We start from the raw sequence: 22,510 nt of genomic DNA, 5'->3' as shown, positions 1-22,510 counted from the left end.
CTGGATCGGCTCGCTTCGCAGGGCATTCTCTTCTCACAATTCTATGTTTGCTCGGGTGTGTGCTCACCCAGCCGGGCAGCGGTCATGACGGGTCGATTTCCTGCCCACTGGGGCATACATGGCCATTTTGCCCGTCATGAGCAGAACGCCCTACGCGGCATGCCAGACTGGTTGGATCCCGATGCAACGACCATCACGGGTCTCCTGCAACAAAGTGGATATGCTGTTGGACACTTTGGCAAGTGGCACCTGGGAAGTGGCGAAGAAGCACCCAATACCACGGCTTATGGAATTGACGAATCCAAAACATTCAATGCGGTCGGACCCCCCATTGAGATTCCCGAAGGCAGGTCTCAATCCACAGAGGTAATTATAGATGAAACCATATCCTTCATCGAAAGACATCAAGATGAGCCTTTCTTTGTTCAAGCGTGGTTGCTTGACACCCACGCCACTCTGGATCCTACAGAGGAGCAGATGGAACCCTATATGAATTTTACCGCTCAAGGCCTGGAAGACAAACACAAAGGTGCACTACGCATCTACTATTCTGTCGTTACCAACGCGGATTACCACATTGGCCGGCTCATGGATCGGCTGGATCAACTGGGCCTTTCCGACAACACGATTGTCATCTTCTCAGCTGACAACGGCCCTGAGGATATCCACGTTCGAAATGCGTCACACAGTGGCGTCGGTTCTTCTGGTCCCTTTCGAGGTCGAAAAAGAAGCCTCTACGAAGGTGGTGTGAGAACCCCTTTCATTCTTCGGTGGCCAGGCAGTGGCGGACCAAAAGGCAAAGTTGACAACAAGACGCCCTTATGTGCTGTAGATCTGTTGCCTACTTTTTGTTCCATCGCTGGTGTAGAAATTCCCGACAACATTGGTCTGCAGGGCGAGGATATGACAGCCGCCTTTCGAGGTAACTCGGTAGATCGCACGACGCCGTTGATGTGGGAGTGGCGATTTCGGGTTCACGGCCATTGCCTTCACAAAAGTCCGATCCTTTCAATCCGAGAGGGTGACTGGAAGCTGCTTCTCAACCCGGACAGAAGTCGTGTCGAGCTGTACAACATTCCCGCAGATCCGATGGAACTCGTCAATCACGCCAAATTTGAAGAGACTCTGGTCAAGCAGATGTCAGAGCAGGTCATGGATTGGCAAGCCACACTGCCGGAAGGCCCCATCGATGATGATGCTGGATCCAACGCATACCCGTGGCCCGGGACGATTTTCCAATCCTGATTTCTGCCAAAAATGAAGAAAACTGAAACGCCAGGAGGCTGAAATGCAAAAAGATCCCAAATCCCTCGAAGAACACCTGAAAGAATTCAAAACAATTGGATTTACACTTTTCCCAAAGATGCTGGACGATGTCTGGGTCAAAGCCATGCGAGATTCATTTGAAGAAATCGGTGATCGCCTCCCCAATCCCGATGGCAGCCGACCCCAGGTCTTTGTGGATGTGCTCGAACACAAACCCGATCTCATTCTCTCTGCCTTGTCAAATAAGCGCCTCCTGGACTTTGCTGAAATGATCGTCGGCCCTCATGTCCAGCTTGAATCCATCACATATCGGCGCACAGCGCCACAGGACCCAAACACAAACCCGGTACTGGGTTTTCACCGGGACATGTTCGCCGAGTTTCCTCAAGAAGGCATCTACCAAAGGCCCTTACTCTTCAATGCCCTGAGCTATTTGCAGAATCTCGATGATGAAATTGGCCCCCTGCGTATTATTCCAGGTTCTCACATGAAAGCCCTGACTTTAACGCCAGAAGAAAGAAACCAACCCCATCCTGACGAAGTCATCCTTTATCCCAAATCTGGAGATATCGCCGTATTTCACAATGCTATCGTACACTCGGGAACAGCCAATTACTCAAAGGAATACCGATACCTTTTCTTTTTAACGATGAATCATTCCTGGCTTAAACACAGAGCCAATTATTCAGGCCCAATTTCTCAAGCAGTCAAAGCGCGAGCACGAGCGACTGGCAATCGTCGACTACTGCGCCTATTGGGCGAAGATGTAAATGTATTTCGGCGAGCCAACAGTGGATTTATGCAACCCGACGAAGAAAGATGGGAAGAGTGGATCGCTGAGGATATTGCCGCACTCAAGGAATGATCATTATGGCCACAAAACCAAATTTTCTCATCATTGTTACAGACGATCAGGGGTATGGAGATGCGGGTTGTTATTGGGATACAGAGGTCGATACACCAACGATGGATGCGATTGCAAAAAATGGGGTGCGTTTTACACAGTTGAGGGTCAATCCACTTTGTGCGCCAACGCGTGCATCTCTTTTTTCTGGGCAGTATTCTTTGGAATGCGGCATGTGGCGTGGCCCATCACTGCCGGGGCAGAAAACAGATACGTTGCCAAGGCGCATTCATGATGATGTAAAACTTTTGCCCGAGTTTTTGAAGGAAGCAGGATATAAAACTGGCATGTTTGGCAAGTGGCATTTGGGATATGATGCACCCAATGTGCCCAATGAACGCGGTTTTGAAGAATTTGTCGGATTTTTGGGTGGTGCACACCCCTATTGGCCTTTTGATGGTAGTCGCCTTTTGCACAATGACCAGCCCATGGTGCATGAAGATCATTTGACGGATGTGTTTACTGGTTATGCGATTGACTTTATTCGGAAACATCGTGATAAGCCGTTTTTTTGTTATGTGCCTTACAATGCTGTGCATGGGTCCCTTGTGGCGAGAACAGGCACCCAAAACATCGGGCAAAGCCGAGTGGTTAAAAAAGTATGAAGATCGCGGTATTGAGTTCCCCAAGCGCGACTATTGTGCGGTGCTGGATCATATGGATGATGGTGTGGGTAAAATCATGGCGACATTGCATGAGTTGGCTATCGTAGATAACACACTTGTCATCTACTTGAGCGATAATGGTGCAATGATTGATAAATTTCCGGGCAATAATGGCCCTTTACGCGGGCAAAAAGGAATGACATATGAAGGTGGAATCCGCGTGCCTGCGGTGATGCAGTGGCCGGGTGTTATTCCCAAAGGGATGGTATCTGATGCAGGTGCTGTGCATTTTGATTTGTTTGCCACTGTGCTGGATGCGGCTGGCATTGAGATTCCCAAAATGAATGGACAGCATCCAGTTCATGGAGTGAGTTTGCTTGCGCATTTGAGATCACATGGGCAAGAAGATTTGCCAGGGCGGTATGTGTTTTGGGATTTGTTTGGGAAAATGGGAGCGGTAAAAGACGATTGGAAACTGGTTGGTACAGGCCCTAATCATCGCGGGCAATTTGCCGAGGCTATTCCGGCTATTGAAGAATTGCAATTTGAATTGTACAAGCTCGATCAGGATATTGGCGAAGCCAATGATTTGGCCAGTCAATATCCTGAGATTTATAACGATCTTAAAAGCCAACTCATTGACTGGTTTCAACGGGCGAAAGGATCGTGATGATGGGTGATAACAACAGCGGTTCCTACCCGAATATCGTGATCAGCCCTTTTACACATCTACAGAGACTGGAAAGGAGTCAACCTATGCAACCAGTCCATCCAATAAGCGACGGGGAATTGGACGCACATGTAGCCGATCTGCAAGAAAACGGTTATGTCATCCTGCGGGAGCAAATCGCACCCGAGTATCTCGACCCTCTTCGGGATATCGCCCAGCGTGCTGCGGATGATTACATCGCCGAGTGGCGAGGAGGAATGAAGTTGCCCGAAGTGCGTATTCTCGACGGAAAGGGGAAACGCAACTTCACAATCAATCCGAACGCCCGCGCCTGTTTCATGTGGGGTAAAGCGGCCATGGAGCTGCTCAACCACGACACCGTTCACGGGATCTGCGAACGCGCTCTGGGTACCTACCATTTTTTGGATCTCGTTGCCAACACCGTACGCTATCACCCGGAAGCGCAGCAGGGACGCTTCCATCGCGACTTCAGGCCCGGCCTCACGGACGAAGGCAAGCACAACGGTCTGTGGTTCTTCTTTATGCTCGACGGCTATTCAGCGGAAAATGGCGGCACCCGGTTGATTCCGCGCACACATTGTTTCAAAGCCGACGAACCCGAAATGATGGATCCCGAGCCGGATTCAGACAGCAACAAGATCCAGGCTACCGGTGATCCGGGTGATTTACTGATTGTAAACGCGGGGGGCCTGCATTGCGCAGGCGTAAATCAGACTCACAAGCCCCGGCGCACCCTGAACATCCGCATCGTACCAAACAGCGACCGGCTGTTCTACAATGCCTGGGAACTGGCCGGGCCTGAACTGCAAGCGAAAGCCAGTGAAAGGGTCAAGCGCTTCCTGCAGCCGCCAGCCGACCGCGTTGCCAAACTGCGAACCGACTGGCGCGTGACGCCTCGTCGAAAAAAATCATAGAAGGAAAAAATAGAATGCCGCCACAAAACAAACCCAACGTTATCCTTTTTATGGTCGATCAGTTGGCGGCCAAGTGGCTCGAAGTGGCTCGGGACAAAGGAATCTGTGCCCTGCCGAACCTGGACTGGCTGCGTGAAAACGGCACGTCCTTTACCCGGACATTCTCCAGCAATCCGGTATGCTCACCTACCCGGGCAACGATTGCCACCGGGCTTTGTTCCAGAGCGCATGGTTTGATCATGAACGGATACGCGCTCAACCCTGAGATTCCGACCTTCATGCAAGCACTGCAAAAGGAAGGGTGGCGGACTGGCGCTTTCGGAAAGCTACACCTCAGGCCGCATCACGAAAGCCTCGTACACGACTACCACCCCTATGGTTTCGATGTCGTACACGGCACTGAGGATGACCGCGCTGGCGAGTGGCTCGACTGGGTCAAAGAGGCGCATCCTGAACATTATGAAGCGGCCCTTTCAACGGCCTGGCCCGCTGTTCCGGGTTACGCCGAATACGGTCCCGACGGCGTCGATCTGAGACCGGCCATACGCGCCGCTAAAGAGCGTTATCCACACCCCACCGAGACGTGGCCCAGGAACTCTCCCAAGGCCTATACGCTGCCGTTTCCCGAGGAGGTATCGCAGTCATCGTGGATAACTGCAAGGGCGCTGGATTTCATCCGCGACACCCATTCGGAGCGGTCTTTCTTTGCCCATATCAGCTTTGTGGCACCCCACGGCCCGTTTTGTCCCCCAAGCGAATTCATGGACCGCGTCAACCCGGAGAAAATCCCTGCTCCGGTCCCCGCGGATTGGCTCAACGATACTGACGCACCCGAATATTTTCGGAAAATGGCGCGGGTGTTGCACGGCGAGAGCGACGACCGACCATCCTGGATGAAAGATATAGCTGTTACATCCGGTTCGGATGGACAGCCCCCCCTGATACCGGATCTCAGCCACGAGCGTCATTGCTACTTCGCCGACATTACCCACCTGGATGAACAACTGGGTCGGGTCAGGAAGGCTTTGCAAGACGCTGGGCGTCTTGACAACACGTACATCATTTTTGTGTCTGATCACGGTGAATTTCTCGGTGATCACGGCTTCTGGCAAAAACAGGAGCGCCACTACGATGGCGGTATTCGGGTGCCACTAATCATTGTGGGTCCCGGCCTGCAGAAGAACGCCATATGCCAGGAAATCGTGCAACTGGAAGACGTCTGTCCCACTATTCTCAACATGACCGGCGTGCCCCTGCCTCACCTGCGCTTTCGCCATTTTGGTGGCCGCCTGGATGACAGTGCGCCAGCGATTTCAGGAAGGTCATTGGTCGAGCTTTGCCGTGGAGAGATGCCGGACGATTGGCGGGAGGAGGCGTATGTTGAATCTTTTCCATGCTTCGGTCCAGGGACTCTGGGAGCCTGGGCGCGCACCGTACGCACATCCAGATACCGATACACGTTTTACCCCAATGGACACGGCGAGCAGCTTTTCGATCTCGAGTCGGATCCACACGAGCAGAAGAATCTTGTCAATGATCCGGAGCATGCCGATTTACGTCGGGAGATGAAAGATCGCCTGATGGAACAGATTATCCGTCAGGATTATCCTGTGTCTCCGCGTGATCTGTTCTGGTTTGGCATTCACTAAAAAAATTTTACAAAAAAGAGATTTATCGATGAACTCAAAGAACAAACCCAACGTCATCTTCCTCATGGTCGATCAGATGGGAGCCAAGTGGCTGGAAGCGGCTATGAACGGCATCTGCGACCTGCCGAACCTGAGACACCTCCAGAGCATGGGCGTAACCTTCACCAATGCGTTTTCCAACAACCCGGTCTGCTGTCCAGCCCGGGCGGGCATTGCCACGGGCCTGACCAGCCGGGGCCACGGCCTGCTCTCCAATGGCTACCGGCTCAATCCTGACATCCCCACTTTCATGAAGACATTGCAGATGGCCGGATGGCGAACCGGCGCGTTCGGCAAGATCCACTTCTATCCCTTTGACTCGGAATACTACCCATACCCGGACTACCGGGAATATGGCTGGGACGTTGTCCACAACACCGAAGACAACCGGACCGGCGAGTGGCACGACTGGATCGAAAAGGAGCATCCCGAACACTATGATGCGATCATGGCAACCCCGGCGAACTGGAATTCTCAGTTGCCTTATTACGATTCGTATGGCGAGCGGAAGGTCAACCTGACCGAAAGGATGCGCCGGGCAAAGAAGAAAATGGCATGGGCTAAAGGCGATGACGGAGGGAACAAAACCCGCACCGAAGGCTACTACCCCCTGCCCTTCCCTGAAGAGATTTCCCAGACCAACTGGATCACGGAACAGGCCCTGAATTTCATCGATGAAACGCCCACCGATCAACCTCTATACACCCACATCAGCTATGTGCAACCCCATCCCCCGTTCCATCCGCCGGAGCGATTCCTGGAGAGGGTCAACGAGGATCTCATCCCCGACCCTGTCGGTTACGGCACGGACCACTGGAATGGACCTGACAGGATCCCCAACTGGCGCTACTACCGCAAGCTCTACTTCGCCGATTTTATCCACCTCGACGAACAGATCGGCCGAGTCCTGGAGCGATTGGAACAGGTTGGCAGAATGGAGAACAGCTACTTCATCTTTGTGTCTGACCACGGCGAAATGCTCATGGACCACAATCTGGGCGGAAAATCCGCCAGACACTATGACGCCGTCATCCGCATCCCGCTGATTGTAGCCGGACCAGGCCTGAAGCAAGGCAGCTCTTGCGACCTCATCGTGCAGCACGAGGACATCTGTCCGACCATATTGGATATGCACGAAACGCTTATAGAACATCATCCGAGGCCTCTGTCGCGGCGTGGAGTCGGCGATGGTCATCCGCTATGTGCCGGCCGTTCGCTGATGCCCCTGTGCAAGGGAGAGCGGGTTTCAGACTGGCGGCTGGCGGCATTCTCCGAGTCATTCGGCGGCCTGTGCGAGTCGCCCTTCCATGAGGGGATCATGAAGTTCCCCTGGAAAGAGACACTGCGAAACCGCGAGTTCCGCTACTCGGTCACGCCAGGGCGCGATGACGGGGAAGAACTCTTCGATCTCACCAGGGACCCAGACGAACTGGTCAACGTCGTGCATGATCCGGCGTACCAGCAGACGCGTCAGCAACTGATAAAGGAAATGATGCACCGCGTCATGCTCCAGGAATTCCCGCTACCACCACGTGACCTGGTGGTGATCGGGGCGCATTAGAGGTGCTGCCGGCACTACTACCAACTCTTTCATGACGCAATTATGAGTAGGAGCCAACTCCTGCTGACGATCAAGAATTGATTTCAATCAGATACGGAGGAATATCATGCAGTATAGAACGCTTGGAAAAACTGGGTGGAATGTGAGCACTGTCTCCATGGGGTGCTGGGGCATCGGCGGACAGTGGGGTCCGGTTGAAGAAAAGCAGGCCCTCGACACCATCAACGCGGCTCTCGATGCAGGCGTTAATTTGTTTGATACCGCGGATGGCTACGGTTGTGGTCAGAGTGAAATCTACACAGGCAAAGCGCTGAAAAGCAAGCGATCTGAGGTCTATATCGCGACAAAGGTTGGCAACTGGGGACGCCGTCAGGGAGACCCCCTCGGGTACAAGACGATATACAGCATCATCAATTGCTGTCACGCAAGCCTTTACCGTCTCGATACAGATTATATCGATCTGTATCAATGTCACATCGGAACCCCGGAACATCCCGAGATCTTTGTCGAAGCCTTTGAGTTGTTAAAGAAAGAGGGAAAGATCCGTCACTACGCGATATCTACCAACGACCTAAATTCGCTCAAAGCGTTAAACTCAGAAGACGCATGTGCATCGTGTCAGATCAACTACTCGCTCCTTAACCGGCAACCGGAAAATGACATCCTCCCCCACTGTCTGGACAACAATATCGGGGTGTTATTGCGAGGACCAATAGCTCAGGGTCTTTTGGTGGATAAATTTACCGCAGATACAAGGTTTGAAGACATGGTTCGAGATCACTGGAATCCAGGGGGAAGTCAACGCGATGATTTCCTCGCCAAACTCGACAAGGTTGCGGCACTGCGCGAGTTAGTACCCGAAGGCATGAACATGGTTGATTTCGCACTCAAGTTCACCCTCGCCAATCCTGCCGTCACCTGTCCCATTCCCGGAATGAAGACACCCGAGCAGGCAAAACAGAACGCTGCCGCTGCCGACGGCGAGCTCGATCAAGCTACTCTGAAAAAAATAGACGCGATCTGCCCGCCCGGAAAATCAGCATAAGATACTCACCAAAACGGGTCAAGTCCATACTCAGTATAAGGTTATTTGTCAACGTTTAACCGTTACCTATGCAGGTTGATTGAAAAAACTGCTAAAGCTAACCGTCTTTCCTGCGGTGGTTTCAGACCAGGAGATAGAAATGAAATCGCCTAAAATAAAGAAGATTGAAATAAAAAGGATTCAGTGGCAAATCAAAGATTGTGGACCTGGCACATATTCTTCGTGGATGACCTATAACCCGGGCGTGAATCTTTCAATGGGTAAACACATGACCAGTATTTATACTGATTGTGGAGTCGTCGGAACCTATCCGATTAGCCATGATATTTCTCGCATTGCTCACGACCTATTGGGACGGAATCCGCTTGCAAGGGAAGAAATATGGCAAGATTTCAATAAGTTTCATCTGAGTGGGTTGCACGCATCTGTTGACATCATATTATGGGATATCCTTGGAAAAATGACGGACCTCTCCGTATCTGAGTTATTGGGAGGATATAGAAAAAAATTGCCCGCTTATGCCAGTACGATGAACGGAGGAGAAGAAGGATTAAAAGGGGGCTTATCCACGCCAGAATCGTACGCTGATTTTGCTGAACAATGCTTAGACATAGGTTATAAAGGGTTTAAGATCCATCCATATCCCAGACCCAACATTCAAGACCATATAAACTTGATACACGCTGTGGCCGATAGAGTCGGAGGAAAGATGGATTTAATGCTGGATGCATTTAACTATTATTCAACATTTGCGGATGCTTTAAAAGTTGGAAGAGCCTGCGATGAAGCCGGTTTTTATTGGATAGAGGATCCTTATTTTGTTGGGGACGGCACGACTGAGAACGGACACCAGAGACTAAAAGAGTTTCTCGATACACCACTTCTTCAAGGGGAAAAAGTTACGGGAATATCTGGAAAGATGAATATGCTGTTGTCCGGATCGACAGATTTTATCAGGGGCAATGTAAATGGAGATGGAATCACGGGAACGAAGAAACTGGCGTCAGCGGCTGAAACGGTAGGCGCAGATATTGAAATTCACGGCGTTGGTCCAGCGCAAAGACATGTGATGTCTGCCATAGGCAATTCGAATTATTATGAAATGGTTTGGGTCCATCCCGATACAGAATGCTTGCAACTGACTTCTGACATTTTTCTCGAAGGATATGAGGATGGGCTTGAAGCGGTGGATGCAGATGGTAATGTAGATGTACCAGATGGACCCGGGATGGGCTTAGAGTGGAATTGGGATGCAATAAATAAAATGACTGTAGGAACAAAGATTATCGACTAAAAAGCTCAAACAGCGCATTAGTGGATTGCTGGCGACGGCAAATGCGGATATCCCGAAATCTTCAAACGCCTTTGCCAAATGAACTACTCAGGCTGTATCACCGTAGAGCCACACTTGCTTCATTCTCAGAAATTCCACGTCTCCGGCCGGGAGAACTACATGAAAGCCGCCAGCCGAATCATACACCTTCTCGAAGAAGCCGGTTTTGCTGTGGGGATAAGTTAATCAAATCACCCGTATGCTGCCTACTGATCGTCGAAGAGCAAAGGCTTCTCCCCGTTCACCAGCTTGACAAAGTCTCCCGGCTGGAGCACGAGCCCGGGCGATAGGTGCAGAGCATCGCCCATCGGATCTGGATCCGCCTCTGTGTAGGGATAGGCGATAGTTGCGCCATCTTCGTGCTCGGCCAAGAAGGAGACCGTCTCTCCGTCGCTCTGATCGGAAAGCTGCCAGCCCGACAACTGGTCGGCAAATGTCTCGAACGGATGCCTCTCCTCGGGAACCTGAACTTCGACGTAGAGCAGAGCGACGAGTGGGTTATCTTCCTGCTGCACGTCCTCTCCCCCGTGGAGCCTGACTCGCAGGCGCAGTTCACCGTCTTCGCCATAGGCCAGCGTCGTGCGGCTACGAATCGCTTGACCGTCGCAGTCCAGCAGCAGGACGACAACACCCAGGTAGATATCTCCATAGGAAACAGCCACGGATTGCCCTGGCAAAAGGCTCACGGGTTTTCCGCCCCAATCCACATTGCCGATGCGAACGGACTCGACCTGGTCCCTCAGTCCGAACAGGACGCGAGGTTCACAAATGAACGTAGGATCGTCCAGAAATTTGCTTCGTTGCTCCTCCTGCAGATCGTAGTACAGTCTGCCGACCACCTGACTGTCGTTCTGACGCGACAGGAATGTGGCGCACGGCTGATGCATAAAGGATTCGTCCGGAAGGAACGGGACACTGGGGCGCGGAGCCTTGCTGTTCCGGACCAGCAGGATATACGATGGAGGCGAGTGCCCGCCCACAGATTGTAAACTCTGAGATGCCAGCCCGTAAGCCTGCGTAATGACATGGGTTCGTCGGCTACCCAACGAGATTCCCCGATCGAGTATCTCGGCTCCGTCCGCCATCTCGTTCGCCAGGAACCGAACGGGTTCCGGCGGTACGTAGTCGAACAGGCTCGGCATCAGGACCGCAGGCTCGGCCGGAGCAGGGGTACCAAATTTAACGTGGGCATACGAAGCAGCCCCGATTGAACCGTTCAGCACATCTCCCTGGTAAGCCCTTGCGGCAGCACCCGCCTGAAAACCACCGGGCATCAGGTTGAGCGCCATCTGATAGGTTATCAAATCCATGGTGTGCCGCAGCCTGTCTTTGAACTCGCCATCTGACGTGTAAGCCCACGCCGCTTCCATACCCGAGAGCGTGACGGGTGTGTACGTCGGGCTGTTGAATTCGTGGAACCCGTCCTCCGAAGTGCCTTCGACCCAGGTGTTGAAGTCGGCCACCGCTTCGGCGTGGATCGATGGATCGTCCAGCACGCGGGCAAGACCGGCCAGGCCGCCGAGGTTGAGAAAGTAGATGTTGGTGTACTGCCATCGGACTTTGTGGTCACGGATGCCGAGCAACGCGTTTGGAAAGGCGCGCTCGAGCGCAGCCTTCGTGTCATCCTCCAGCTTGTCCTGGAAGTTGATGTACGTGAAGACCAGACCGATCGTGAGGAAGGAGATGGCGTTCTTGTCTTTGACCCGGTCCCAGTGGGTCATCCAGAAGAAATTGCCAAAGGTCTCGGACTTCGGTCGCAGGTCCTGGTGATCCAGGATTCGGCGAATGATTCGGTTGGCCTCACCGGCATCGTCCGTACCGTAGGTGCGGTCGTCGGACAGAAGCAGGAGGATGGCGTAGTCCAGGGATTGCTGGGCGATGGTGTGGCCGTTGAAACGGGGAAAGAACGGATTCCAGCGGACGATCAGCGCAGCATCCGTGTCGTAAGCCATGTCAAATGCCTTCCGCATACGATCTCGAAGGATCGCACCACGCTGGTGCTGTTTGCGGAGTTCTGTATCCGCTACCATAGTTGACCTCCTCAATGGCTGAAGACGGCTCATTTTGCACGGAAGATAAGCTCGATGGCGTTGACTACCAACTGACTTTTGACGAGCCTGCTGCCATGTTTTTGATCCATCGTGCAACCGACGTGTTTTTTGAACAAAAGTTCGCATAATTAGGTATAATACCTGATAACCGAAAGGACTGAGACATGACGAGAGAGCAGGCGCTGGCAAAGCGGCGAGAGTTGGTCGAGTTGGGTTACACCATCGTACCTGGTGTGATGGATAAGGACCTGCTGGACAGGCTCCGGACATGGTCCGACCGCATCTTCGAACGCGTGACAGTTCCACACAAGATCCGGTACCAGGGCAGCGATATCTTCGTCAGCACGGAACGCCGATGGCAAGCGGGAAGACCGACAGCCGAGAATCGGTTTCCCGATCCGATTGCCGAAGAGATCATCGATCAGCCTGCGCAACTCGAAGCCTGCCGACAAATTGGGCTCGAGAATCTCGTATCGGACGACACCGTGATCATCCTATCTAAGCCCGGATACGGTCCACCCCTCTACTGGCATCAGGACTTCATGAAGTGGCAGAGCCCCGAGGCCGCGACACCCTGGCCGATACGCATCTTCTTGTCCTACTACCTGACGAACACCACGCGCGAGAATGGATGCCTGCGCATAATCCCCGGCAGCCATCGGAAACGCCACGAACTGCACGACATCCTGCCCAAAGCTCACGGATCCGAGATTCAGGCGATCGACGACCTGTCTCATCCCGCGTTCGCAGACTACCCCGATGCGATAGACGTCCCCTTAAACGCAGGAGACCTGATCATCGCAGACGCGCGCATCCTCCACGGCGCGTGGCCCAACCAGACAGCTAAACGCCGAACGCTACTCCTTGTCTGGCACGACGTCTTTTCCTTTCCCAATCCGCCCAGTTGGTGGGACGGTGACGTACCCGAGACAGTTCGGAATGCGAAGCCCTCGAGCGAATACGAGAAATCCCACGAATTCAGAACACCCTCGCACTACCTCACCTGACGCTTCTCTATCAGCAGAGCAGATAAGTAAGTGATTACTTGATCCCATAATTCTATTTGGTTATTATATTGTGGCAGTTTACATTACAGGCTGTCATTTTGTATTGAAACGGATGTTTTTAGTCATTTGGAAATTATCTTACACATGCTATATACTCGCCTGTTTCTTTTGATCTGGCTCGCGTTTATTTTTGGGTGTTCGCCCAGGTCTGCAAATCTCACCCTTCCTTTTGAACCTCCCACAGCTTTTTCCAGCCATGCCTCACAGGCGCTTTCTGAACGGTGGTGGACCGCTTTTGGAGATGCGCGTATGGACAGCCTGGTCGATCACGCATTGCAGTCCAATTTCAGTTTGGAGACGGCGTGGCATCGGTTGCGAAGTGCACAGGCTGTTGTGGATCGCGAAGGGGCTGGTCGGTTTCCAACGCTGGAAGTATCCGGGCGCGGTGAGGTTCAACGTCCAGATTCTGAAAATAATGCGCAGATCCGTTTGGGCATCACGTCCGAATACGAAATAGATCTGTGGGGGCGAATTCGTTCGGGTGTGGATGCCGCGCGTTATCGAATGCGGGCGACTGAGGCGGATTATCAGACTGCGGCATTGTCGCTTTCTGCAGAGGTCGCGCGTACTTATTTTCAGTTGATAGAAGCACAAAATCAGCACGAACTCTTTGAGCATCAGATTGAGACCAATCAGCAAGTGCTGAGTCTGATTCGCGCGCGTTTTGGCAGTGGGCAGATTCGCAGCGTGGATATTTTGCGACAAAGGCAATTGATCGAATCCACACGCGAACAAAAAATCGCGACAGAATCCAGAATCGAGGTGTTAGAACACCAACTCGCTGTTTTGTCGGGCTATGCCCCTCAGGATGGAATTGCCTATACGCATCGCGCTTTGCCAGATCTGCCACCTCTGCCGGATACGGGTTTGCCCGTTGAGTTGATTCAGCGACGTCCAGATGTCAAAAGGGCTTATAACCTGCTGCTGGCGGCGGATCGCGATGTGGCGGTCGCTATCAGCAATCGATATCCGCGTTTGAGCCTGACAGCATTGGCATCGGGTGATGATCGCGGGGGTCTGTTTAAAGATTGGGTGGGCAATCTGATAGGCAATCTTTTGCTACCCGTTATCGATGGTGGTGAACGGGGGGCAGAAATCAGGCGCAATAAGGCCAACAAAAGCGCGCAACTTTCGGCTTATGGGCAGACGGTTTTGACGGCATTTGCCGAAGTGGAAAATGCATTGGTTCAAGAACAAAAACAGGTTGAACGCATCGCGAGTCTCGAAGCGCAGGTCGCTCTGGTGAGACAGACGTATGATCAATTAAGGCTGGAGTATTTAAATGGCATCAGCGACTATCTCGACGTGCTTACCGCGCTGACAAACGAACAAAGGCTCCGGCGAGCGTTGATCTCTGCGAAACTCGATTTGCTGGAATTCCGCATTGCGCTTTATCGGGCGCTCGCAGGTGGTTTTGAAGTTGCTCGTAATAAATCATTATAAAAAGATAGGCATAACGTGGATAGCAAAAAAGGGCTGATTATTTGTTTTTGTATTCTGGTTGTGGGTGCAGGTATTACTGCGTTGATTTTTATGACGGAGCCTACGGCGACCCGCGTTGCGGCGACTAAGAAAACCGCGATGCTCGTCGATGTATTTGAAGTACAACGCGGTACGTATCGCCCCGTGATTGTAGCGACGGGGACGGTTGAAGCAGAACAGGATATCATCTTGAGTCCACAAGTCGGTGGACGGGTACTTTCGCTGTCATCGACTTTTACGCCGGGTGGGTTTGTCAAAAAGGGTCAGGTACTGTTGCAGATTGATCCGGCAGATTATCAGAATGCACTTTTGCAAAAAAAGAGCGATCTGCGTCGTGCCACTGCTGATTTGAATATTGAGATGGGACGTCAGAATGTGGCGCAGAAAGATTATCAGATTCTGAATGAGACGCTGTCGGGTGAGCTCGAGGCGCTCGTACTGCGCCAACCTCAGCTCAATGCAGCTCGGGCACGGGTAGAAGCGGCGCAGGCGGCCGTGAATCAGGCTGAACTGGAATTGCAGAGAACAACCATTAAAGCGCCTTTTGACGCGCACATTTTAAGTCGCAATGCCAATGTGGGTTCTCTAATTTCTCCACGCGATAATCTCGGGCGTCTGGTTGGTCTGGATACATACTGGGTGGTGACGACCGTTCCGCTTTCCAAAATTCCGTGGCTTTCTTTTCCCAACAGCGAGGCAGAAAAGGGATCGTTGGTGCAGATTCGCGATCATGTGACCCCAAAAAAAGGGGCTTATCGCACAGGCTCTCTTCACAGACTCATCGGTGCTTTGGCAGAAAAGACGCGTATGGCGCAGATACTGGTTTCCGTTTCTGATCCGCTTGCTCATCGGGCTGGATCTAATCATCTATCTCCCTTAATGATTGGCGCATTTGTCGAGACGCATATTGAGGCCAACGAAATTCCCAATGTGGTGCGTCTGGCACGCGATTATATCCGGGCTGGCAATACGGTCTGGGTGATGAAAGACGGTCTGTTGCAGATTCGGTCTGTCGAGATCGTTTTTCAAGATGCCGACTATGCTTATATATCGGATGGGTTGCAAGATAAGGATCGGGTGGTTACGACCAATTTGTCTCGAGTCGCTGATGGTGCAGAATTGCGTGTGAAAAGCGTTGGAAAGGAAGATCCTAAACCCCTGGGAGACACCCGGTGATGAATGAAACACAGGATACATTTGAAGAAGCGCGAGGTCCGATTGCCTGGATGGCGCGCAATGCTATTGCCGCCAATCTGTTTATGGTCATCCTCGTTATGGGTGGGATCTGGACAGCTTTTCATATCCAGAAGGAGGTCTATCCACAGTATGAACTGGATATCGTCTCGGTCAGTGTGGGCTATCCGGGTGCGGCACCTGCGGAGGTGGAGCAGGGGATTTTACAGCCGATAGAAGAAGCTGTGCGCGGTGTGCAGGGAATCATGGAAATGACGTCGCAGGCTCGTGAAGGGCGTGGGAGTGTGACCATCGAACTGGTGGCAGGCACCAACCGGGGGAAAGCCTTTCAGGATATCGATCAGGCAGTCAATCGGATTCGGACATTTCCCGATGATATAGAACAACCCGAAGTCAGCCTGAGGGCACAACAGCGCAATGTGATGGATATTGGGCTGTATGGCGATGTGGATATCGGCACGCTGAGAAGTCTGGCCGAACAGCTAAGGGATCGATTGCTGAGCGATCCGACCATAACACAGGTCGAGCTTGGCAATGTGCCAGAATACAGGACGCATATTGAAATTCCTCAACACAGGTTGCGTGAATACGGTCTTACACTGCGCGATGTGGCACGCGTGATTGTTTCGTCGAGTGAAGACATTCCCGCGGGTTCTGTGGAGACGGGTACGGGTGAAATTTTGTTGCGCATGAAAGAGCGCAAGCAGTGGGCCGATGAATATGGTCGTATTGTGATTATCCCTTCAGAAGGCGGTGGTGGGGTTACACTGGCGGACCTGGCAAATATCACGGATGGCTTTGAAGAAGGCGGATTTCACGAACGGTTCAATCGGCAACTCACAGTGGGTGTGGATATCTATCGGATTGGGAATCAATCGCCACTTGAGATAGCCGAGGCTGTTAAAAATATCATGGCAGATTTTGAGACCACCCTGCCGCCTGGTGTGAAGTATCGGATCGACAGCAACAGTGCAGAGGATTACAAAGATCGGTTGTTTTTGCTGCTCGAAAACGGGGTGCTGGCTGTTGTGATTGTTTTGCTTATTCTGGCGATGTTTCTCGAGTTTCGGCTTGCATTTTGGGTGATGATGGGGATGGCCATTTCTTTCATAGGCAGTCTGGTGTTTCTGCCTGCTATTGATGTGAGCATCAATATGGTTTCTATGTTTGCATTTTTGGTGGTGCTCGGCATTGTCGTGGATGATGCGATTGTTGTAGGTGAAAATGTACATGAATATCGGGAACGAGGTATGAGCCCGATGCAGGCCGCCATTGCGGGTACACATGATATTGCCAGGCCGGTTACGTTCAGCATTTTGACTACGATTGTGGCTTTTGTGCCGCTTTTGTTTATGCCCGGCACCACGGGAAAATTCTGGTGGCCATTGCCCGCAGTTGTGATCACTGTGCTGGCCGTGTCTCTACTGGAGGCGCTGTTTATTTTGCCCGCGCATCTCGGGCACCTTTCAAAACGCGCTGTTTCGCCGGTAAATGGCGCTGCGCATCGCTGGCAACAATCTATTGCCAGCCATTTCAATCGGTTCATCGACCAACACTACCGCAGGTTCCTGGATGTCTGCATTCGGCATCGGTACGTTACGATTGCATCTGCTATTGCTTTGCTGATGGTGGTGGGCGGTTATGGATACAGCGATCATATGGGTATGATTATGATGCCCGAAGTCTCTGCCGATGAGATTGAGGCGGGTATCCGGTTGCCTGTGGGGACCACGCAGGATCAAGCAGCGCGGGTTGCACATGAGGTGACCGAATCAACCCATCGCATGTTTGAAGCGCACAACCTTTATCGCGTGGCCGAAGGGATTAAAACCAATGTGCGCGGGGGGAGTTTTATCGATGTAGAAATTGTGATGAAACCGCCCGATGAACACGATATGACAACAGGAGAGATCATCTCACTATGGCGCGATAACATCGGGGATATTGATGGTGTCAGTCAGATTACGTTTGAGGCCGAGAGTGGGCCGGGCGGTTGGCAACAGGATATCAGCGTCGATTTGAGCCATTCGGATATTGACGTGTTGGCCAAAGCCAGCCGGGCATTTTTAGAACGCGCCGAAGGGTTTGAAGAGGCACACGATGTAAGTGATAATTACAATAAAGGTAAAGCACAGTTTGATTTTGTGTTGCGTCCAGAAGGCCGAAATTTGGGATTGACGCCGGTTGAGGTAGGGCGCCAGTTGCGCGATGCGTTTTACGGCGCCCTGGCGATGCGTCAGTTGCGCGGTACAAATGAAATTGAAATGCGCGTGAAATTACCGATGGCAGAGCGAAAGGATATTCGCCATCTCGAAGAATTTGTTGTGCGTACACCCGATGGCACAGAAGTGCCTTTGATGGATGTGGTAAACATCGAACGCGGCGAAGCCTTTACAAGTATTAATCGACGCGATGGTCGGCGCGTGGTGACGGTGAGTATGGACGTGGAGCCCAAGCGAGCGATGACGCGCGTTATGGAAGCGATTAAAACTGATGTGTTGCCACAAATTCGCGCTGAGTATCCGGGATTAACCTGGACGTTTCAGGGGACGCAGGCAGAGATGCGCGAGTCAACGCAGGCGCTATGGGGCGGGTTTGCCATGGCGATGGCCATTGTGTATATGTTACTCGCCATTGCATTTGGCAGCTATGTCCAACCCCTGATTGTGATGGTGGCGATTCCTTTTGGGATTGTGGGCGCTGTGATCGGTCATATTTTGCTCGGTTATGATTTGTCGCTTATCAGTTTGATGGGGGTGATCGCCCTGTCGGGTGTTGTGGTCAATGACTCACTGATTATGATCGATTATGCAAATAAAAGGCGTGCCCATAGTTCGGCTTTTGAGGCGATTCACACTGCTGGGCTTCGGCGCTTCAAGCCAATTATTTTAACGACGTTGACAACGTTCGGTGGTTTGACACCAATTATTTTGGAGACATCCCGCCAGGCTTATTATCTCATTCCTATGGCAATCTCTCTCGGATTTGGTATTGTTTTCGCGACGTCTATAATTCTTTTGTTGGTGCCCTGTCTGTATATGATTCTGGAGGATGTTGTCTCTCTGGTCACAAATGCCCGGTACAGTTTGAGCCGTTCGACGGATGGATTTTAAAAAACTGAAGATCTCTCCGATCAGAAAATTCATTTGTCTGATTGCCAAACGGAATTATCTTGTACTGATACAAAATACAGATCCCCACTGGATAGGTTGTCCAGTGGGGATTCTCTACAACAAGGAGTAACCACGTGGCATACGTCATACTTATCGCAGAAGGAGATGCATCCGATACACTTCAATCGACCTGGCGTGAAAAATCGGAACGCCTCCAAACCCACACACAGTCACCGGGCGCTCTGGTACTCTACGATACCAACCTCGCCCGTGAATTCGTGCGGGATGTGAAAAACCGCATCGACAGCGGCAAACTCGTCGTTTTCCGCTGCGACGAACCACACGAAACCGTAGAGCCAGGAGCGTCCGCATGATCGACTACCCCCCACTCGACACGAGCGCACCGACTTTTCCGTCCGAGGCCGACCTCGTTCACCTGATGTGTCGGCACGTGCCCTACATCGAGCAGTACTGGGTCGATGAGGACGAGGCACACGGCTACTTCGGCTCCCTCGATGTGAACGAATTTCAACCCCCGGGTGGACCGATCAACGAAATGATCATCCGATCCCTGGGCGATGAGCTTCGAGGCTATGCGGCACTCCATCAAAGCGCGTTCTTCGATCCATCGGTCGCCGGAATCGAAAAACCCGTCCTGCTTGACCGGTTGAACCGGTGCCTCCGCTGGATCTGCGCGCATCACCTGAGCGGATCGCGAAGAACGGAACCGCTCGAATGGAACGGTCAGTGGGGCGACGACTGGGAATCGTCCCTCTGGATCGCGGACATCGCAATGGCAGCCAACCACGTTGCGGACGAACTGGATCAGGACGTGCTCAAAGCCTTCCATCGCGTACTCGCCTTTGAAGCGGACCGATTTCTCGGGGTCGATCCCCCGGACGGACGCTGGCATGACACAAAGGAAGAGGAAAATGCGTGGGACAGCTATCTTCTCGCCTGGGCGCATTGCCTCCTTCCCCACCATCCCCACGCGGACGAATGGCTCTACCGGGGCAAGCTGTTCGCCATCAATACCTTCACCACCGACCTCGACCGGGTCGATACGCGACTCTTTGACGGTAGGCCGCTGAAAGACTGGGTCTGCACGCAAACGTCCCACCCCGACCTCACCGTGGAAAACCACGGCTCCTTCCATCCGGGGTACCTCGGCTGTGGCGTTCTCCTGATGATGGGGCGCCTCGCCTTCACACTGACGGGCAAGACACCTCCCCCCCACTACCTGCACCGCGTCCACGATGCCTGGAAGGTGCTGAGGCGTTTCTTCCTCTACAACGGATTTACGGCCTACCCATCCGGCCAGGACTGGACCTACCACGAACCCGACATCAGCTACCAGCACGCGGTCATGTTCGAGGAATTCGGCGACCGATTTGCAGGTCATATGCTGTGGCAGAACCTCAAATATCTGGACGAGTCGATGCGGGACGCAGAAGACGGCCGATTCAACGCCCGAATGCCACACGCGGCTGGTGGTCGCTACTTCCAGTTCGAAACGGGCATCATGGGACAACTGGGCACTCTCGTGATTGCCGGCATACCCGACGTCTCGCCAATATCCGTCGAGGAAGTCAGACGCGAACAGATCGGAACTGAGACCTATCCCTATGTCTGGCTGCAGGCTCGCCGCAGCAAGCAGGGCCTCTTCTCATTCGCCTGGCGATCCCTCGCGCACAGCGTGATGGGCATGGTCGTGCCAGCCGGCGGAGAGGACACGCTGGGGTCGGACCAGGACGCCTTCGTCGGACGTTTTGAAATCAACGGCGAGCGACTGAACCCCACACCGCTCTTCCACACCGATCACACATCGGAGAAAGGCTTCACAACCACGGGCGCAATCGAGTACGCGGACGGCCGCATTCGACAATCGATCGCCGTCGTCGCGCTCGAAGACGGAGAAACCTCGCTCGTGATAGACTGGACCGTCGCAGATGTCGAGCTATCGCTCAACGAGGGATTTGGCGTCTATATCATGAACGATTTCCTGAACGGCAACCGGGTCCCGATCTCCTTCGAAGGCGGTCGTCGCACCATACGAGGCGTCGGCGGACGAGCACGGGTGATCGAAACGGAATCGACCTGGATCAAAATCGCGGGATGTTTGGGGATCGAGACGTGCGGCGAGCAGCTTTTCTATGAAGATGCCTCGGAGAGAAATACACCCGAGCGGTGGAAGAACTTGCTCCAGGACCGCGTATTCCTGCGTCCCAGAGTGAGCCATGGAACCGTCCGCGACTACGCCTGTGTCATACGCCAGGGGCGTGCCGGAACACGCCGCATAGGCCATGGCGTGGAGAGACTGCAAACAGCCCAGGACGGGGTCAGGGCATATCGCTTCCGATCCCGCACGGGTGACGTAATCGCCGTTGCAAACTTCACAACCGTATCCGAGTCCATAGAACTGGCGGGCAGATCAATCGATGTCCCGGCGATGGACACCGTGCTGATCGAAAATTAAATGAGGAAATCCGATGGCTGACGAAAAGACGATCAAGTTTATGACTTACAACCTGAAATATGCCAGTCCCACGTTTGAGCCACCCTGGGAAGTGCGGCGCGATATGCAAGTGGCACTGATTCGCAAACACAATCCTGACATCATTGGTACCCAGGAAGGCTTGAAGGAGCAGATCGACTATCTGATGGATCATTTGCCTGAATACGTGGTCATCGGAGAAGGTCGAAAGGGAGGAGACGATGACGAGCATATGGCCATCTTCTTCAAGCGCGACAGATTCCGACTCAGAGAAATGGGCAGTTTTCAGCTATCGGAAACGCCGGAAGTCATCGGTAGCGGCCCTGCTGTCAATCCTCGTATGGTCACATGGGCCCGCCTCGCGATCATCAACAGACCGGCAGATAGAGAAACGAGTCCCTACCCAATGGACTACAGGGGGCACTGGGAGAATACTCAGGAGTTTTATGTCTTCAACACGCATCTGGCCCCAGGAGAGGGAATGGCTCTGGCAAGGCTGAATAGTGCAAGACTAATTGTCGAGCGGGTCCGTGCGCTCGACCGGTTTGGTGAATGGACCAAACCGCGCCCTGTGTTTCTGTTGGCAGATTTCAACGCAAGACCGGGGAGCGATGTCTATAGAACATTTGTCGGGGATAAAGACTCGGGAGAGCCTGGCGTACTAAAAGACAGTATAGAAGGCGGCAACGGAATCGACTGGATTTTGTTCAGAGGGAACGTCGAGGTCTGCTCGTATGAAGTCGTGGACTACAATATCGACGGTGTTTATCCATCCGACCATAAACCGGTTCAGGTCGAATTTCAGATCCTTGATCATTAACAACCGATTAGCATTTGCTACAGGAGGTTCCTAATGCCCAGGCTCTTTGGCCGCAACTTCACGCGCCGCCAACTGCTCAACCGCGTCGGCGACATCAGCCAACTCATGTACGCCCGCCGCGCCGAGCGCAGCGAAGGATTCGAGCGCGGCGCCGACCTCATCGACGTATTCAACGCTTCGGGCCTGGGGTTTTCCGTCTTGCCCGGCCGCGCCCTCGACATTGCCTCGGCCCACTACAAGGGCCAGTCGCTGTGCTTCCGCTCCGGTCCCGGAGACGTCGGG

General features: G+C 52.9%; 19 protein-coding genes. 18 read left to right on the top strand and 1 reads right to left on the bottom strand.

What is annotated here, in order from left to right; all coding sequences use genetic code 11:
- The 9 genes from OXH16_06250 to OXH16_06210 form a co-directional block, all read left to right on the top strand.
- A partial coding sequence (locus OXH16_06250) for a sulfatase-like hydrolase/transferase (protein MCY3680978.1) occupies positions 1-1,245 on the top strand: 1,245 nt, incomplete at its 5' end.
- Positions 1,246-1,288: 43 nt separating this feature from the next.
- Positions 1,289-2,131 carry a phytanoyl-CoA dioxygenase family protein gene (locus tag OXH16_06245; GenBank protein MCY3680977.1) on the top strand — a complete coding sequence of 281 codons (843 nt, stop codon included), beginning with the start codon at positions 1,289-1,291 and terminating at the stop codon, positions 2,129-2,131.
- Between the two features lie 5 nt (positions 2,132-2,136).
- Positions 2,137-2,775: a sulfatase-like hydrolase/transferase gene (locus OXH16_06240; protein MCY3680976.1), complete on the top strand. Its 639-nt coding sequence runs from the start codon at positions 2,137-2,139 to the stop codon at positions 2,773-2,775.
- Entirely contained in the window at positions 2,708-3,445 is a 738-nt protein-coding gene (locus OXH16_06235) for a sulfatase-like hydrolase/transferase (protein MCY3680975.1), read from the top strand. The genes OXH16_06240 and OXH16_06235 overlap by 68 nt, the downstream gene beginning before the upstream one ends.
- Positions 3,446-3,531: 86 nt before the next feature.
- The gene (locus OXH16_06230; protein MCY3680974.1) at positions 3,532-4,380 is read left to right on the top strand and encodes a phytanoyl-CoA dioxygenase family protein; all 849 of its coding nucleotides are present in this window, start codon (positions 3,532-3,534) and stop codon (positions 4,378-4,380) included.
- A gap of 14 nt (positions 4,381-4,394) precedes the next feature.
- Positions 4,395-6,029 (top strand): sulfatase-like hydrolase/transferase, encoded by a 1,635-nt coding sequence (locus OXH16_06225; GenBank protein MCY3680973.1) that lies wholly within the window; start codon positions 4,395-4,397, stop codon positions 6,027-6,029.
- A 28-nt stretch (positions 6,030-6,057) separates the two neighbouring features.
- Positions 6,058-7,629 carry a sulfatase-like hydrolase/transferase gene (locus OXH16_06220; protein MCY3680972.1) on the top strand — a complete coding sequence of 524 codons (1,572 nt, stop codon included), beginning with the start codon at positions 6,058-6,060 and terminating at the stop codon, positions 7,627-7,629.
- Positions 7,630-7,735: 106 nt separating this feature from the next.
- Positions 7,736-8,674 (top strand): aldo/keto reductase, encoded by a 939-nt coding sequence (locus OXH16_06215; GenBank protein ID MCY3680971.1) that lies wholly within the window; start codon positions 7,736-7,738, stop codon positions 8,672-8,674.
- Positions 8,675-8,813: 139 nt separating this feature from the next.
- A complete protein-coding gene (locus OXH16_06210) occupies positions 8,814-9,968 on the top strand; it encodes a mandelate racemase (protein MCY3680970.1) in 1,155 nt (384 codons plus the stop codon).
- 245 nt (positions 9,969-10,213) lie between these two features.
- Here OXH16_06210 and OXH16_06205 read toward each other — a convergent pair whose 3' ends face one another.
- Complete coding sequence (locus OXH16_06205; GenBank protein ID MCY3680969.1) at positions 10,214-12,037, bottom strand: hypothetical protein; 1,824 nt, start codon at positions 12,035-12,037, stop codon at positions 10,214-10,216.
- Between the two features lie 14 nt (positions 12,038-12,051).
- Here OXH16_06205 and OXH16_06200 point away from each other — a divergent pair, with 14 nt between their 5' ends.
- The 9 genes from OXH16_06200 to OXH16_06160 all read left to right on the top strand — a co-directional run.
- A complete protein-coding gene (locus tag OXH16_06200) occupies positions 12,052-12,186 on the top strand; it encodes a hypothetical protein (protein MCY3680968.1) in 135 nt (44 codons plus the stop codon).
- A gap of 36 nt (positions 12,187-12,222) precedes the next feature.
- A complete protein-coding gene (locus OXH16_06195; protein ID MCY3680967.1) occupies positions 12,223-13,065 on the top strand; it encodes a phytanoyl-CoA dioxygenase family protein in 843 nt (280 codons plus the stop codon).
- A 144-nt stretch (positions 13,066-13,209) separates the two neighbouring features.
- A complete protein-coding gene (locus tag OXH16_06190; GenBank protein ID MCY3680966.1) occupies positions 13,210-14,568 on the top strand; it encodes a TolC family protein in 1,359 nt (452 codons plus the stop codon).
- Positions 14,569-14,583: 15 nt separating this feature from the next.
- Positions 14,584-15,783: an efflux RND transporter periplasmic adaptor subunit gene (locus OXH16_06185; protein MCY3680965.1), complete on the top strand. Its 1,200-nt coding sequence runs from the start codon at positions 14,584-14,586 to the stop codon at positions 15,781-15,783.
- Entirely contained in the window at positions 15,783-18,914 is a 3,132-nt protein-coding gene (locus OXH16_06180) for an efflux RND transporter permease subunit (protein ID MCY3680964.1), read from the top strand. Before OXH16_06185 ends, OXH16_06180 begins: the two co-directional genes overlap by 1 nt.
- A 134-nt stretch (positions 18,915-19,048) precedes the next feature.
- The gene (locus OXH16_06175; GenBank protein MCY3680963.1) at positions 19,049-19,288 is read left to right on the top strand and encodes a hypothetical protein; all 240 of its coding nucleotides are present in this window, start codon (positions 19,049-19,051) and stop codon (positions 19,286-19,288) included.
- On the top strand, positions 19,285-21,390 hold the full coding sequence (locus OXH16_06170) for a hypothetical protein (protein MCY3680962.1): 2,106 nt from the start codon (positions 19,285-19,287) through the stop codon (positions 21,388-21,390). The genes OXH16_06175 and OXH16_06170 overlap by 4 nt, the downstream gene beginning before the upstream one ends.
- A 13-nt stretch (positions 21,391-21,403) precedes the next feature.
- Complete coding sequence (locus OXH16_06165) at positions 21,404-22,228, top strand: endonuclease/exonuclease/phosphatase family protein (protein ID MCY3680961.1); 825 nt, start codon at positions 21,404-21,406, stop codon at positions 22,226-22,228.
- 33 nt (positions 22,229-22,261) lie between these two features.
- Positions 22,262-22,510: DUF4432 domain-containing protein (locus OXH16_06160; GenBank protein ID MCY3680960.1), on the top strand; the 249-nt coding region annotated here is incomplete at its 3' end.

Source organism: Gemmatimonadota bacterium (assembly GCA_026705765.1).
Taxonomy (GTDB): domain Bacteria; phylum Latescibacterota; class UBA2968; order UBA2968; family UBA2968; genus VXRD01.
The sequence above is the reverse complement of the archived record's forward strand: the minus strand, read 5'-3'. Positions and strand labels throughout refer to the sequence as shown.